We start from the raw sequence: 12,470 nt of genomic DNA, 5'->3' as shown, positions 1-12,470 counted from the left end.
GCATTGCGGCAAAGTCGCCCGGCGACAGGTCTCGTGCTTCGCTTCCCGATGGAGTCTAGGACGGTTTGGCGGCGGGCGTCCACGAGAAAGCGATGCCCCGGGGCGCCTTGCCCGGCAAGGCCTCATCTGAAACGACGAAGGCCCGGCATCGCTGCCGGGCCTTCTGTCATGCCTGTCGCCTTTCGGCGTTGGGAACGCTGCGACTCAGGCCGCGTCCTTCACCGTCGACTGGGCGAAGCCCGTCGCGCGCTGAGCGACCGTCTCGAACGGCTTGTAAACTTCCTTGGCGATGTCGGTGTAGATCTCGCCCATCCGCGTCGCCTGCGAGACCCAGCCCTCGTAGGCGGCCTTCGCGTACTCGTTCTGCAGTTCCACCACGCGTTCGACGCTGCGCGTCTGGGAAAGCTGCTCGAACATCTTCGCCGAGCGCTCGTAGCTGCGCTTAGTGTATTCGGTGGTCTCCGTCGCGATCTGCTGGAAACCGCGCGTCACCGCCGAAAACGAGCGCACCGCGTTGTCGATCGCTTCCTTGCCGGCGTTCTCGAACTCTGCCGCATTGCTCATGTCATGGCTCCCTGTCGTCTGCACCCCGCCGCACGAACGACGAGCTTGGTTCCGGGTGTGTTGCGATGCACGCGATATATTGCACTGCACAAAAGTGTCAATACCGGGATCGGCGGAGTGTGTTCGAAAAGTCCCGTCGCCGGAAAAGATCGCCTGTCTTGTTGTCTCCGGCGGGTCGTGGTCGAACTTCCGCCACGAGCCATCACGAAATCGTTTCCATCCGTGGTTTTACCGGAACGTCTCGGCAACCATAAACGGATTGGTAACAGGGTTCCCGATAGGCTCCTCGTACTAGAGCCGAGCGCTTCGCCGCGCTCGCACACGCAGATGAATGCGATGGCCGCAATGCCGTCCGGACTACGAGAGAGCGAATTCGTGGGAATCACGCCGTCGAACCGCCGTCGTCTCGTCGGCACGTTCATGCAATCGGTCGGCATGGCAGGCGTCGCGGTCGCGCTCCTCGCGCAGGGTGCGGAGGCGGCGGATCGCCATTCGGCCTTCGTGATCGACGCGAACAACGGCAAGGTCCTCTACTCGGACGATGCGGACGACCTGCGCTATCCCGCGTCGCTGACGAAGATGATGACGCTCTACATGCTGTTCGAGGCGATGGAGCAGGGCCGCATGTCGCTCTCGACGCCGATGAACGTCTCCGCCTACGCCTCCGCCCGACCGCCGACGAAGCTCCGGCTGAAGCCCGGCTCGACCCTGACGGCGCAGGAGGCGATCCTCGGTCTCGTCACGCTTTCCGCCAACGACGCGGCGGTGGTGATCGCCGAGCATCTCGGCGGCTCGGAAGCCCGCTTCGCGCAGATGATGACGGCGAAGGCGCGGCAGCTCGGCATGAGCCGCACCACCTTCCGCAACGCCAACGGCCTGCCGAACGAAGGCCAGCACTCGACGGCGCGCGACATGGCGACGCTCGGCATGGCGCTGCGCGAGCACTTCCCGAAGCAGTACCGCTACTTCGCGACGAAGTCCTTCGATTTCCGCGGTCGCACCATCAACAGCCACAACCGCCTCGTCGGGCGCGTGAAGGGCGTCGACGGCATCAAGACCGGCTACATCAACGCGTCCGGCTTCAACCTCGTCACCTCGCTCTACGACGGCGACCGGAAGCTCGTCGGCGTCGTCTTCGGCGGCAACACTGCCGCTGCCCGCGACAACGAGATGGCGAAGCTCCTCGCCAAGTATCTGCCGCAGGCGAGCACGCGCTCGACTGGCCCGCTCGTCGCCGAGCGCGAGCGCGGCTCGCGCGTGCTGCCCGACCCGCAGACCGCCTCCTACGTTCCGCCGAAGGAGGTGCCGGCGCCGCGCTTCAGCAACCGCGCGATCAATGCGCGGATCGCAGCCGCCTACGACACCAGCGCCGGCGATGCCGTCGCGCGCGTGGCGAAGCCGCAGGGCCGCCAAGTCGTCGGCCGCGACGCGATCCGCGAGGCGCTCGCTTCCGCGCCGCGCCAGGACCTGCTGCGCCCGGCTTCCGCGCCGGCGCCGAGCGCTGCCGCCTATGGCGAGAGCCGCCCGGTGCCGCCGGCCGAGGTTCCCGGCGGCGCGGATTTCGATCCGCAGACCACCGGCGCCGTCGCCGCCGCCGCTACCGCGCAGCAGACCTCGCCGTGGGTCGTGCAGATCGCGGCGACGCCCGATCGCGACCAGGCGCTGCAGATGCTCGCCGAAGCCAAGGCGAAGGGAGGCTCGGTCCTTTCCTCGGCCACAGGCTTCACTCAGTCGGTCGGCGGCAAGGGCGGCACGATGTACCGCGCCCGCTTCGCCGGTTTCGCGACCAAGGACGCGGCGGCTGGCGCCTGCGACGTCCTAAAGAAGCGTTCGTACAAGTGCTTCGCGATCGCGAACTGATCGCGCTTCGCCCCAGCCAATTCGCGTTTTTGGATCAGACGAGATGACGCTCGAACCGGAAACCCACGCGTTCGTGGATCAGTCGATGCACACCGCCTCCGCCCGCATCGGCAATCTGCACCCGCTGCAGCAGGCCTCGCTGCGCATCGCCGAGTTCCGCGATGGGCGCTCCGCCTTCAAGGCGCGCGACCTCGTCGGCCTGCTTCTGTCGCACGGCGCGCGGGCCTACCGGGCCTCGCAGCCCGTGACAGTGACGCGGCTGCGTGTCCGCTCGCCGGAAGGAACGGTCGCCGTCCGCCTTCGCGTCGTCTGACGCCATCGGCTCGGCTTAAAGGAGCCCGAGGCTCGCGAGTTCGCGCCTTAGATCGGCCGGCAGACTCCCCAACTCGCTCCCATGCCCGACATCGGGCGGAGCGTCCTCCGGCTTCAGATAGCGCCAGCCCTGGAAGGCTCGCCGGGGTTGCCAGTGCGTTTCCACGAAGACCGGTTCGAGCATGATGCGGCAGCGGGGAATGCCGTCCTCACCGGTGAACGGCCGGAACTCCAGCACGCGCTGGCGCACCTGCACGTTGCCGCGGATCACCCAGAACAGCGAGCCGCCCTCCAGAATCTCCGCGCCGCGCTTCGGCAGCATGCGGGTCTGATGGAACTGCTCCGCCGGCCGGCCCTCGCGGCGCGCCGTCTCCAGCCGCTCTTCCACCCACGATCGGAGATCCTCGACGCTGTCCGCGCCGACGCAGAGCTTGACCATGTGAAGCGGCATGGTGTCCATCTGCGGCGAAGGGGTCGAGCCCGTCAAGGACATCTCGGCAGGGATTCGGAGCGGGAGAACGGCAGTCGATGACGGCACTCAGCGTATCGGACGCCGTCGTCCTCATCGTTTTCCTCGTCGGCTGGACGGGCTACAACTGGGTGACCGAGCACAGCCGCTGGGCGCGCCACGGCCTTAGCGCCGCGATGGACGTCCAGCGCCGCCGCTGGATGGAAGTGCTGGCGCACCGCGATCTCAGGATGATCGACACCGCGATCATGACCGGCCTGCAGCAGGGCACGGCCTTCTTCGCCTCGGCCTGCATCTTCGCCATCGGCGGCTGCTTCGCGCTGCTCGGCTCCAGCCGTCGGATCGCCGAGATCGCCGCCGACCTGCCGTTCCACAACCGGCTCGACGTCGGGCTGGTGGAAGCCAAGCTTCTCGGCCTGATCGTGATCTTCGCCTATGCCTTCTTCAAGTTCGGCTGGGCCTACCGGCTGTTCAACTACTGCACCATCCTGATCGGCGCGATACCGATGCGCGACGCGATGGAGCGGGATCCGGAAAGCGCGAGGGGCGCCGTCACGGCGGCGACGCGGATGAACCAGCATGCCGCCAAGCACTTCAATTCGGGGCTGCGCGGCATCTTCTTCGGACTCGCTTATCTCGGCTGGTTCCTCGGACCGCTGATCCTGCTCGGCTCGACCGGCTTCGTCATCGCGATCCTCGTTCACCGGCAATTCTTCTCCGGGGCGCGCAAGGTCGCTACGGCGAGCGTCCGCGCGGACGCGAAGAGACGAGACTCGCGATGAACTATTCCGACGAAATTCTGCGGATGACGGAGGAGCGCGGGCCGGGCAAGACCGTCTGTCCGTCGGAAGTCGCGCGTTCCATTGCTGGTCCGGACGAGAAGGCGTGGCGTCGGCTGATGAAACCGATCCGGGCGGAAGCCGTTCGGCTGGCGCTGGCCGGCCGGGTGCGCATCCTGCGCAAGGGAAAGCCGGTCGACCCGAACGACTTCAAGGGCATCTACCGTCTCGCCGTTCCCGCCGCCGGTGCGGGGAACAGTTCGTCGATCTTGCCGGACAAGCGGTAGCCGACGAGCCCGACATATTCGCGTAAGGCGAGTTGCAGCTTGTCGGCGTTGCGCGTCACATCCGCCCAGGCCGGCCGCCAACGCGCGGAGCCGGTCGGCGTCCGGTAGTCGACGGGATAGGGAACGACCTCGAAGCCGACCTTGCGGAAACAGCCGACGCTCCGCGGCATGTGGAACGCCGAGGTGACGAGCAGCCAGGTCTCGCCCGGCTTCGGTTGGACAAGCTCCTTCGTGAAGGCGGCGTTCTCCGCCGTGTTCCGCGCTCGGCCTTCGAGCACGAGACGCGACGGCTCGAGCCCCAACGCCGCGAAGGCGCGTTGCGCGACTTCGGCTTCCGAGACGTCGTCCTCGAAGACCGCCGCGACGCCGCCGGTGAACACGACCTTGGCATTCGGAAAACGGCGGGCGAGCGCCATGCCGGCCATCACGCGGTCGCCGGCTTCCGAAAGCTCCGCGTCGCCACGCGTCTTCGCGACGCGCGTGTCGAAGGAACCGCCAAGGACGACGATGCCGGTGACATCGGCAGGCAAGCTCGGGCGCGGGAAGCGATCCTCCAGCACGCCGACCAGCAGCAGCCCCGCCGGCGAGAACATCGCGACGACATAGACGAGCGCCGAAAGCCCATAGAGCAGAGCAGCGACCGTTCGGAAGCCGAACGCCGCGAGGATCGCGCCGAGGAGCACCGCCAGCGCCAGCGCGACCAGCGGCTGGACGACGAACCAGAGAAGTTTCGAAAGGACGAAGAACACCGGGCGCCGCCTATCGCCGACCGCACCGGCAGAGCGCCGGGAGTCCGGTCGCGGCACCGCCGAGCTTCATGTGCAGTCCTATCCATGCCATGAGGGCGGCCACTCCAGACTAGATCGTTCCGCACTCCCATAGTGGGGGCGCGGCGGCGAGGCCACCGAGGCAAGACATTTCTTGACCGACATCGTTCCGAACGACGCGGCGAAGCGATCTCGCATCGAACTGATCGACATCCTTCGCGCCGTCGCGCTGCTCGCCATGGCGAGCTACCACTTCACCTGGGACCTCGACGCCAACGGCTATGTCCGCCAGGGTCTCGCCAATACCGGTCCGTGGAAAATCTACGCGCGCTGCATCGCGACGAGCTTCCTGTTCCTCGTCGGCATCAGCCTCGTGCTCGCGCATGGGCGCGGCATCCGCTGGCGCTCGTTCTGGATCCGCGAGGCGCAGGTCGCGGCCGGCGCGCTGGCCGTCACGGTCGCGACGTTCTTCCTGATGCCCGGCGGCTTCATCTTCTTCGGCATCCTCCACCAGATCGCGCTCGCGAGCCTCATCGGCCTCCTGTTCCTCCGGCTGCCGCCGTTGCTCACGCTCGGCGCCGGAATCGGGGCGATTGCCCTGCCCTTTCTGGTCCAAACGACGCTGACCGAGCCGAAATGGCTGGCCTGGATCGGCCTCGCGGCACGCGCCCCGGTCAGCAACGATTACGTCCCGATCTTCCCGTGGACCGGCATCGTGCTTCTCGGCATCGCGACGGGCCGGCTGCTCGACCGCTTCGGTGCCTGGCGAAGGCTCGCGTCGCTGAACGAGCCGCTGCGCCGCTTCCGCCCGTTCGCCGCGCTCGGCCGCCATTCGCTGTTGTTCTACCTCATCCACCAGCCATTGCTGTTCGGGCTGGTGGCCGGCGCGGCCTACGTCTTCCCGCCGGACCGGACGGTAGCCTTCACGGCCGACTGTCTGACTGAATGCCGGGCGGACGAGGCGATTTGCCGCCAAGCCTGTGCCTGTGTCGGCGACAGGCTGAAGGCGGAGCAGCTTCTGGCGGCGCTGATGGAGCGGAGGCTCTCGGGCGCGCAGACGGAACGGCTGGACGGCATCGTGCGCGAATGCCGCCTGCCGCTCGCAACGCCCTGATCAGATGACGCGCGGAATGCCGAGCTCGGCCATCCGGGTCAGGCAGGCCTCCTCGGCATTGTCCAGTTCCACGAGCAGGTCGTCGATGTCGCGGCGCTTCTGCTCCAGTTCCTCGCGGCGCTCACCGACGCGGCGGATGATCGCGCGAAGCTGGCCAGCCTCGCCCGGCGGCGTCTTGTACATCTGGATGATCTCGCGGATTTCCGCGATCGAGAAGCCGAGGCGCTTGCCGCGCAGGATCATCTTCAGGAGCGCGCGGTCGGACTGGCGGAACAGGCGCGTGCGCCCGCGACGGACCGGCGAGATCAGCCCCTCGTCCTCATAGAACCGCACCGTGCGGGTCGAGATGTCGAACTCCCGCGTCAGCTCGGTGATCGTGTAGTATTCGCGCATCGGATGGCCCGCACCTTCACGGTGCATTGTCCCAGACTGACGTAAACGTCAAACGAACAGCGCCCGGCGTTATCCGCCGAACCACCAGGTCGCGAGGCCGAGGAACGCGAAGAAGCCGACGACGTCGGTCACGGTGGTGACGAACACGGCCGAGGCGATGGCGGGGTCGACGCCGAAGCGGTCCAGCGTCAACGGGATGAGGATTCCCCCGAGCGCCGCCGCGAACATGTTGATGATCATCGCCGCCGCGATGATCCCGCCGAGATCGGCCTCCCTGAACCAGAGCGCGGCGACGACGCCGATCAGCACCGCGAAGACGATGCCGTTGATGAAGCCGACACCCACCTCGCGCCGAATGATCCGCGCCGAGTTGTAGAGGTCGAGATCGCGCGTCGCGAGCGCCCGCACGGTGACGGTCATCGTCTGGGAGGCGGCATTGCCGCCCATGCCCGCCACGATCGGCATGAGCACCGCGAGCGCCACGACCTTCTCGATCGTCGCATCGAAGAGCCCGATGACGGACGCCGCCAGGATCGCGGTGACAAGATTCACCAGCAGCCACGGGACGCGCGAGCGCGAGGTCGCCAGCACGCTGTCCGACAGCTCCTCGTCGCCGACGCCGCCGAGCCGGCGGATATCCTCTTCCGCCTCCTGCTGGATGACGTCGACCACGTCGTCGATGGTGAGGACGCCGACGAGCCGCTCGTTCTCGTCCACCACGGCGGCCGACAGGAGATCGTACTGCTCGAAAATCTGCGCCGCTTCCTCCTGGTCCATGTCGACCGGGATGGCGTGGCGCGTTTCGCGCATGATCTCCTCGACCTTCTCCGGCCGCCGAGTGCGGAGAATCCGGTCGAGGTCGACCGCGCCGACCAGCTTGAAGGACGGGTCGATGACGAAGATTTGCGAGAAGTTGTCGGGCAGCCCCTCCTCGTCGCGCAGATAGTCGATCGTCTGGCCGACGGTCCAGAACGGCGGCACCGCGACGAACTCCGTCTGCATGCGCCGGCCGGCCGATTCGTCCGGATATTCGAGGGCGCGCCGCAGTCGGATGCGCTCACGGAACGGGAGTTGTTCGAGGATGTCCTTCCGGTCGTTCTCGTCGAGGTCCTCGAGGATGTAGACCGCGTCGTCCGAATCGAGCTCGCGCACCGCCGCGGCGATCTGCTCGTTCGGCATCGCCTCGACGATCTCGAGGCGGACCGCCTCGTCGACCTGCGTCAGCGCCGTATAGTCGAAATCGTCGCCGAGAAGCCGGACGAGCCCCTGGCGCTCGTCGAAGTCGAGGTGCTGCAGAATGTCGCCGAGTTCCGAGTCGTGCAGCGGTGCGACGTCGGAGCGGAGGGTTTCCGCATCCGAGGCGCGGATCGCGCCGCGGACATGGTCGAGGAAATCGGAATCGAGCTCCCCTTCCTCGTCGTAGATTTCCGGGCGCTCGATCTCCTCCCCATCGGCGGGTTTCGCGGGCGCGCGATGATCGAGCTGGTTGTCAGCCATGGTCGCCCTCCGATGCGGGGATGTGCCGCCGAGGGTCTAATGTATCGTGGCCGAAAAGGAATAGCCGGCGGCGAAGGTTACGGGAGGGTTGCCCTCATGCCGCACGCCTCCGGGATCGCATCCCCGTGGGCAGCGGAGAGGATCGTCCGATTGAGGCGAAATGTCGTCCCTAAGGGCGTCTCAGGCACCGATCGTCGAGGAAGCCAGAAGATGCTGGACGCGCTTCGAGATAGCGAGCCGTCGCAGTTCGGCAGCTTCCTGCACGAATCCCCAGCGCGCATGATCGACAGCAAGGGTCCACAGGGCCGACGCCTCACGGGCGAGAGCGTATGTTCGCTGGGCCAAGCCGTCGGAACCGTGCATCGACGCGTGGTTGTCTGCCGTCATGGTGCAACGGTTAGCTGATATCGTTAAGATTTAAAGCGCCGGCAAAGGACCGGCCGGCAAAACACGTATAGTGATGCATAGAAGCATCATTTCCCGCCAGAATACAACCAGAAGGGGAGAAACCGGCCTGAATCGATACGTTCGGGAACTTCGTTAACCAGTTGTTAATACTCGGTTTGCTTATCCCGAACCGTTCTGACATCTTCCCCAGCGGCGGGGATAATGAATTGTCCGGGAACAATCGAGATGTCGGTGATCAACCAGAAGGATACTAGCCTGGAGATGTCAGAGGCACTTCAGGCCGAATTGAAGGAATTCGGCGACAGCCCGCGAAAGTCTTCGGCTTTTCTTCCGGCGATGGCACATTCCGACATGCCCGTCGACGCCGCTACCCGGCTTCCGCGCAAGATCGCCGGCGGCTTCAAGGGCCTCGGCGACGATCTGCAGAAGCGCGTCGAGGATTGGCGCATGATCGTGCGTCTGCTGGAGCAGCAGAAGGCGATCCTGGAAATGGCCGAGTCTGAGCGCGACCGGATGATGCAGGACTTCGCGCGGATCTCGCCGGACGTGCAGGAAACAAGCCGGCAGCTTGCTTCGGCGATCTCCAATGCCCGCGACGGCGATCTATCGGCCGATCTGGCCCAGCGCTTCTCCCGCAGCCTCTTCGCGCTCAACGAGCTCGAGAACCTCGCCGTCGGCCTGGGCGTCAATCTCCTATCGATCCGCTCGGCCTGGGAGCAGTACGCCCGGACGGCGGTGCGCGCCAACAAGATGCGCGAGGAACTGCGGTCCGCCTGACCGCGGTGCCTGAGTGATCCGAGAATCACTCGCACAGTTTCGTCGAACGGCCGCCCGATGGCGCGGCCGATCGGCGGCGTATGCATGTCCGTTCGGCATGCGCTTCAAGCACGGCAGATCGGATGACTGGAAGAAGTTTCAGCCTGGCGCCTGATGCGCGGTAAGAAGGCGAGCCTGAGCAAATGCACTGTCGCTAAGGCATCGCGAAACGACTGGTGCGGTCGAGAAGACTCGAACTTCCACGGGTTGCCCCACAGCGACCTCAACGCTGCGCGTCTACCAATTCCGCCACGACCGCACGCCGTGTTCGCCGGCCCGTTTCCGAGCGGCTGCGGGCATGTAACAAACGCGGTTCCGGCGCACAAGCGCTTTTGCGGCATGGCGGCGAATGCGCGATGCTTTCGCGCAAGGCTCCGCGTCGCTACATTCCGTTGATGCTCGCTCGAACGCCTTCCGCCTCGGAGCCCCGCCTTGCCGCGGCGACGTCGCGCTTCCTCGCCACACCGGGCTCGCCGCCGGTGGAATGGCGCTTCCTGCCCGGTCTGACCGGATACGACGAGGCCGTGGCGCTGATGGAAAGCCGCGCCGCCGCCATCGCGGACGGCAGCGCGCGCGAGACCGTGCTGCTCGTCGAGCATCCGCCGCTCTACACGGCAGGCACCAGCGCAGAGGCCGGGGACCTCGTCGACACCGCGCGCTTGCCGGTGTTCCAAAGCGGGCGCGGCGGCCAGTACACCTATCACGGGCCCGGCCAGCGCGTGGCCTACGTGCTGCTCGACCTTCGCCGCCGGCGGCAGGACGTGCGCGCCTTCGTCGCCGCGCTGGAGGGTTGGATCATCGCCACGCTCGGCGAATTCCAGATCAGGGGCGAGCGGCGGGAGGACCGCGTCGGCGTCTGGGTGCGCCGACCGGAGCGGCCGCCGGAACCGGATGGATCGACAGCGGAGGACAAGGTCGCGGCGATCGGCATCCGGGTGCGCCGCTGGGTGACGTTCCACGGCATCAGCCTGAACGTCGACCCCGACCTGTCGCACTTCGCCGGCATCGTGCCATGCGGCATCCGCGAGCACGGCGTGACGAGCCTCGTGGACCTCGGCATTCCGGTTTCCCTGCCGGAAACAGACATGGTGCTCAGGCGGTGCTTCGAGGCCGTGTTCGGTCCGACCGTCGACGCGACTTGAGCGGCATCGCCATGCCGACGCTCTTCATCGACGCGGATGCCTGCCCCGTGAAGGACGAGGCGCTGGAGATCGCCGACCGGCACGGCGTCCCGATGGTGCTCGTTTCCAACGGCGGCATCCGGCCCTCGCGCTATCCCGGCGCGCGCATCGTCACCGTGGCGGCAGGGGTCGACGCCGCGGACGACTGGATCGCGACGAATGCCGGCGCCGGCGACGTGGTCGTGACCGCCGACATCCCGCTCGCCGCCCGGGCACTCGAACGCGGCGCCGCCGTGCTGAACTCGGACGGCCGCTCCTTCACCCCGGAGACGATCGGCACGGCGCTGTCGATGCGGGCCTTCAAGCAGCATCTGCGCGAGACCGGCGAGAGCAAGGGCTACAACCGCAGCTTCACGCCGGCCGACCGCTCGCGCTTCCGCCAGGCCCTCGATCAGGCGCTCCGCCGCGCCGCGCCCGCAGACGGCTGAACCCGATGCGCGTGCTCGGCCAACGCCTTCGCCTCGGCGGGAATGCGGATGGCGAGCGCCAGCGCGTTCAGGATCGAGAACAGCAGCGCGACCCAGCCAAGCCCGAACACGAGCGGCAGCAGCGCGATCTCCAACACCACCACCGTATAGTTCGGGTGGCGGATGAAGCGGTACGGCCCGCGCGCGACGAGCGTTTCGCCGGGCACGACGACGATGCGCGTCGTCCAGCGACGGCCGATGGAGGCGAGCGTCCAGAACCGCAGGACCTGCACCAGCGCGAACAGAACCAGCGGCACGACCATCGCCGGGCGGCCCGGCGCGAGCAGCCACAGCGTCACCAGCCAGGCCGCATGCAGCGCGACGATCAGCGGATAGTGCGGCGCACCGACCTCAATGCCGCCTTGCGCGAGCAGCCGCCTCGTATTGGCGCGGGCGATCACCAGTTCACCGAGCCGCTGCAGCGTGACGTAGCCGAGGATCAGTACCGCCGGCCAGAGCGCCTCCTGCATCAGGCGTCGATCCGCACGAAACTGCCGGTGAAGCCGGGGCCGAGCGCCGCGAGAAGCCGCCGCCCCGCCATGCCTTCCTCCAGCTTGCGCTTCAAGACGAACAGCGCGGTCGGCGCCGACATGTTGCCGAACTCGCGCAGGATCTGCCGCTCGGTCGCGAGTTCGCCTTCGGGCAGATCAAAAGCCTCTTCCAGCACCGCGATGACCTTCGCTCCGCCCGGATGGAAAGCGAAACCGTCGAGACTATCGATCCCCTCGCCGCGGCGCTGGAGGAACTCGTCCACGGCGGGTCGCATCTTCGAGGAGACGATGTCGGGGATGGAGGCGGAGAAGATCGCGCCGAAGCCGATGGGGTCCACCTGCCAGCCCATCACGTTCAGCGTATCAGGCCACAGATGCTCGCCGACCGCCGCGATGCTCGGAAAATCGCCGTCGTCCTCGTCGGACAGCACCACCGCGGCCGCGCCGTCGCCGAAAAGCGCGGTCGCGACGAGGTTGCTCTTCGTCATCTCGTCGGAGCGGAAGGCGAGCGTGCAGATCTCCACGGCCACCATCAGCACCTTCGAGCCGGGCGCGGCGCGCAGCGCGCGCGACGCCAGCGACAGGCCGGACACGCCGCCGGCGCAGCCAAGACCGAAGACGGGGATGCGATGGATATCCGGCCGGAAACCCAGCAGCTTATGGGCGCGCGCTTCCAGCGAAGGCGTCGCGATGCCGGTGGACGACACGGCGACGACGGTATCGATCTCGCCTGCCGAGATGCCGGCTGCTTCCAGCGCGCCGGTGGCGGCCTTGACGAACAGCGCGGTCGCGCCGTCGAGATAAGCCTCGGTGCGCTTCTGCCAGTCCTGCGTCTCGTGGAACCATTCGAAGGGCCGGACCGAATAGCGCATCTCGATGCCGGTGTTCTCGAAGACGGGGCGCAACCGCTCGAAGTCCCGCATTCGGCCGCCGAACGTTTCGGCCGCATGGGAAACAACCTCCTTCTGCGGTAACGGGAAGTCGGGAACGGCGGTGGCGATGCCGCGAATCCGAAGCGGGCGTTCGGCGGTGGCGATCATTTAGGACTCTCCGGCACTCGTTCGG

General features: G+C 67.0%; 16 protein-coding genes and 1 tRNA gene. 8 read left to right on the top strand and 9 right to left on the bottom strand.

The features are described from left to right. Nucleotides 1–204: 204 nt before the first annotated feature. Entirely contained in the window at nucleotides 205–564 is a 360-nt protein-coding gene (locus tag F6X38_RS20425) for a phasin family protein (protein ID WP_150973028.1), read from the bottom strand. Nucleotides 565–939: 375 nt separating this feature from the next. Here F6X38_RS20425 and F6X38_RS20420 point away from each other — a divergent pair, with 375 nt between their 5' ends. Beyond that, nucleotides 940–2,424, top strand: a complete 1,485-nt coding sequence (locus F6X38_RS20420) for a D-alanyl-D-alanine carboxypeptidase (protein ID WP_246191460.1) — start codon at nucleotides 940–942, stop codon at nucleotides 2,422–2,424. Between the two features lie 43 nt (nucleotides 2,425–2,467). Continuing rightward, the gene (locus F6X38_RS20415) at nucleotides 2,468–2,737 is read left to right on the top strand and encodes a hypothetical protein (protein WP_150973024.1); all 270 of its coding nucleotides are present in this window, start codon (nucleotides 2,468–2,470) and stop codon (nucleotides 2,735–2,737) included. Nucleotides 2,738–2,752: 15 nt separating this feature from the next. Here the strand turns inward: F6X38_RS20415 and F6X38_RS20410 are convergent, their stop codons facing one another. Next, nucleotides 2,753–3,187: a DUF1489 family protein gene (locus tag F6X38_RS20410; protein WP_150973141.1), complete on the bottom strand. Its 435-nt coding sequence runs from the start codon at nucleotides 3,185–3,187 to the stop codon at nucleotides 2,753–2,755. Between the two features lie 77 nt (nucleotides 3,188–3,264). On the opposite strand from F6X38_RS20410, the gene F6X38_RS20405 reads away from it, so the two are divergent. Next, nucleotides 3,265–3,987 (top strand): DUF599 domain-containing protein, encoded by a 723-nt coding sequence (locus F6X38_RS20405; protein WP_150973022.1) that lies wholly within the window; start codon nucleotides 3,265–3,267, stop codon nucleotides 3,985–3,987. After that, on the top strand, nucleotides 3,984–4,271 hold the full coding sequence (locus F6X38_RS20400; RefSeq protein ID WP_150973020.1) for a DUF3253 domain-containing protein: 288 nt from the start codon (nucleotides 3,984–3,986) through the stop codon (nucleotides 4,269–4,271). The genes F6X38_RS20405 and F6X38_RS20400 overlap by 4 nt, the downstream gene beginning before the upstream one ends. Here F6X38_RS20400 and F6X38_RS20395 read toward each other — a convergent pair. Next, on the bottom strand, nucleotides 4,205–5,020 hold the full coding sequence (locus F6X38_RS20395) for a YdcF family protein (RefSeq protein ID WP_150973018.1): 816 nt from the start codon (nucleotides 5,018–5,020) through the stop codon (nucleotides 4,205–4,207). The genes F6X38_RS20400 and F6X38_RS20395 overlap by 67 nt on opposite strands. A gap of 172 nt (nucleotides 5,021–5,192) precedes the next feature. Here F6X38_RS20395 and F6X38_RS20390 point away from each other — a divergent pair, with 172 nt between their 5' ends. After that, on the top strand, nucleotides 5,193–6,152 hold the full coding sequence (locus tag F6X38_RS20390; protein ID WP_246191459.1) for an acetyltransferase domain-containing protein: 960 nt from the start codon (nucleotides 5,193–5,195) through the stop codon (nucleotides 6,150–6,152). On the opposite strand, the gene F6X38_RS20385 is transcribed toward F6X38_RS20390, so the two are convergent. The 3 genes from F6X38_RS20385 to F6X38_RS23535 form a co-directional block, all read right to left on the bottom strand. Further along, on the bottom strand, nucleotides 6,153–6,545 hold the full coding sequence (locus F6X38_RS20385) for a MerR family transcriptional regulator (RefSeq protein WP_150973016.1): 393 nt from the start codon (nucleotides 6,543–6,545) through the stop codon (nucleotides 6,153–6,155). A gap of 69 nt (nucleotides 6,546–6,614) precedes the next feature. Next, nucleotides 6,615–8,042 (bottom strand): magnesium transporter, encoded by a 1,428-nt coding sequence (gene mgtE, locus F6X38_RS20380; protein ID WP_150973013.1) that lies wholly within the window; start codon nucleotides 8,040–8,042, stop codon nucleotides 6,615–6,617. A 180-nt stretch (nucleotides 8,043–8,222) separates the two neighbouring features. Beyond that, entirely contained in the window at nucleotides 8,223–8,429 is a 207-nt protein-coding gene (locus F6X38_RS23535) for a hypothetical protein (protein WP_161992854.1), read from the bottom strand. A gap of 246 nt (nucleotides 8,430–8,675) precedes the next feature. Here F6X38_RS23535 and F6X38_RS20375 point away from each other — a divergent pair, with 246 nt between their 5' ends. Beyond that, the gene (locus tag F6X38_RS20375; protein WP_150973011.1) at nucleotides 8,676–9,227 is read left to right on the top strand and encodes a hypothetical protein; all 552 of its coding nucleotides are present in this window, start codon (nucleotides 8,676–8,678) and stop codon (nucleotides 9,225–9,227) included. Nucleotides 9,228–9,440: 213 nt separating this feature from the next. Here the strand turns inward: F6X38_RS20375 and F6X38_RS20370 are convergent. Next, nucleotides 9,441–9,525, bottom strand: a tRNA-Leu gene (locus F6X38_RS20370). A gap of 136 nt (nucleotides 9,526–9,661) precedes the next feature. On the opposite strand from F6X38_RS20370, the gene lipB reads away from it, so the two are divergent. Continuing rightward, on the top strand, nucleotides 9,662–10,408 hold the full coding sequence (gene lipB, locus F6X38_RS20365; protein ID WP_150973135.1) for a lipoyl(octanoyl) transferase LipB: 747 nt from the start codon (nucleotides 9,662–9,664) through the stop codon (nucleotides 10,406–10,408). Nucleotides 10,409–10,413: 5 nt separating this feature from the next. Continuing rightward, nucleotides 10,414–10,875 carry a YaiI/YqxD family protein gene (locus F6X38_RS20360; RefSeq protein ID WP_161992862.1) on the top strand — a complete coding sequence of 154 codons (462 nt, stop codon included), beginning with the start codon at nucleotides 10,414–10,416 and terminating at the stop codon, nucleotides 10,873–10,875. On the opposite strand, the gene F6X38_RS20355 is transcribed toward F6X38_RS20360, so the two are convergent. Together F6X38_RS20355 and F6X38_RS20350 are read right to left on the bottom strand one after the other, a co-directional pair. Further along, on the bottom strand, nucleotides 10,839–11,384 hold the full coding sequence (locus F6X38_RS20355) for an isoprenylcysteine carboxyl methyltransferase family protein (protein ID WP_150973008.1): 546 nt from the start codon (nucleotides 11,382–11,384) through the stop codon (nucleotides 10,839–10,841). The two genes, F6X38_RS20360 and F6X38_RS20355, sit on opposite strands and share 37 nt — an antisense overlap. After that, a complete protein-coding gene (locus F6X38_RS20350; RefSeq protein WP_150973006.1) occupies nucleotides 11,384–12,445 on the bottom strand; it encodes a type III polyketide synthase in 1,062 nt (353 codons plus the stop codon). The genes F6X38_RS20355 and F6X38_RS20350 overlap by 1 nt, the downstream gene beginning before the upstream one ends. Between the last annotated feature and the right edge of the window lie 25 nt (nucleotides 12,446–12,470).

It is taken from the genome of Plantimonas leprariae, assembly GCF_008802405.1.
In the GTDB taxonomy this organism is placed as follows: Bacteria; Pseudomonadota; Alphaproteobacteria; order Rhizobiales; family Rhizobiaceae; genus Plantimonas; species Plantimonas leprariae.
Note: the sequence above shows the minus strand (reverse complement) of the source record. Positions and strands in the feature narration are given on the sequence as shown.

Excerpts from the sequence above, each read along its gene's own strand:
- mgtE (WP_150973013.1), bottom strand. The coding sequence starts at position 8,042 with ATGGCTGACAACCAGCTCGATCATCGCGCGCCCGCGAAACCCGCCGAT.
- F6X38_RS20405 (WP_150973022.1), top strand. The coding sequence starts at position 3,265 with ATGACGGCACTCAGCGTATCGGACGCCGTCGTCCTCATCGTTTTCCTC.
- F6X38_RS20425 (WP_150973028.1), bottom strand. The coding sequence starts at position 564 with ATGAGCAATGCGGCAGAGTTCGAGAACGCCGGCAAGGAAGCGATCGAC.
- F6X38_RS20350 (WP_150973006.1), bottom strand. The coding sequence starts at position 12,445 with ATGATCGCCACCGCCGAACGCCCGCTTCGGATTCGCGGCATCGCCACC.
- F6X38_RS20355 (WP_150973008.1), bottom strand. The coding sequence starts at position 11,384 with ATGCAGGAGGCGCTCTGGCCGGCGGTACTGATCCTCGGCTACGTCACG.
- F6X38_RS20415 (WP_150973024.1), top strand. The coding sequence starts at position 2,468 with ATGACGCTCGAACCGGAAACCCACGCGTTCGTGGATCAGTCGATGCAC.
- lipB (WP_150973135.1), top strand. The coding sequence starts at position 9,662 with ATGCTCGCTCGAACGCCTTCCGCCTCGGAGCCCCGCCTTGCCGCGGCG.
- F6X38_RS23535 (WP_161992854.1), bottom strand. The coding sequence starts at position 8,429 with ATGACGGCAGACAACCACGCGTCGATGCACGGTTCCGACGGCTTGGCC.
- F6X38_RS20400 (WP_150973020.1), top strand. The coding sequence starts at position 3,984 with ATGAACTATTCCGACGAAATTCTGCGGATGACGGAGGAGCGCGGGCCG.
- F6X38_RS20375 (WP_150973011.1), top strand. The coding sequence starts at position 8,676 with ATGTCGGTGATCAACCAGAAGGATACTAGCCTGGAGATGTCAGAGGCA.
- F6X38_RS20410 (WP_150973141.1), bottom strand. The coding sequence starts at position 3,187 with ATGCCGCTTCACATGGTCAAGCTCTGCGTCGGCGCGGACAGCGTCGAG.
- F6X38_RS20385 (WP_150973016.1), bottom strand. The coding sequence starts at position 6,545 with ATGCGCGAATACTACACGATCACCGAGCTGACGCGGGAGTTCGACATC.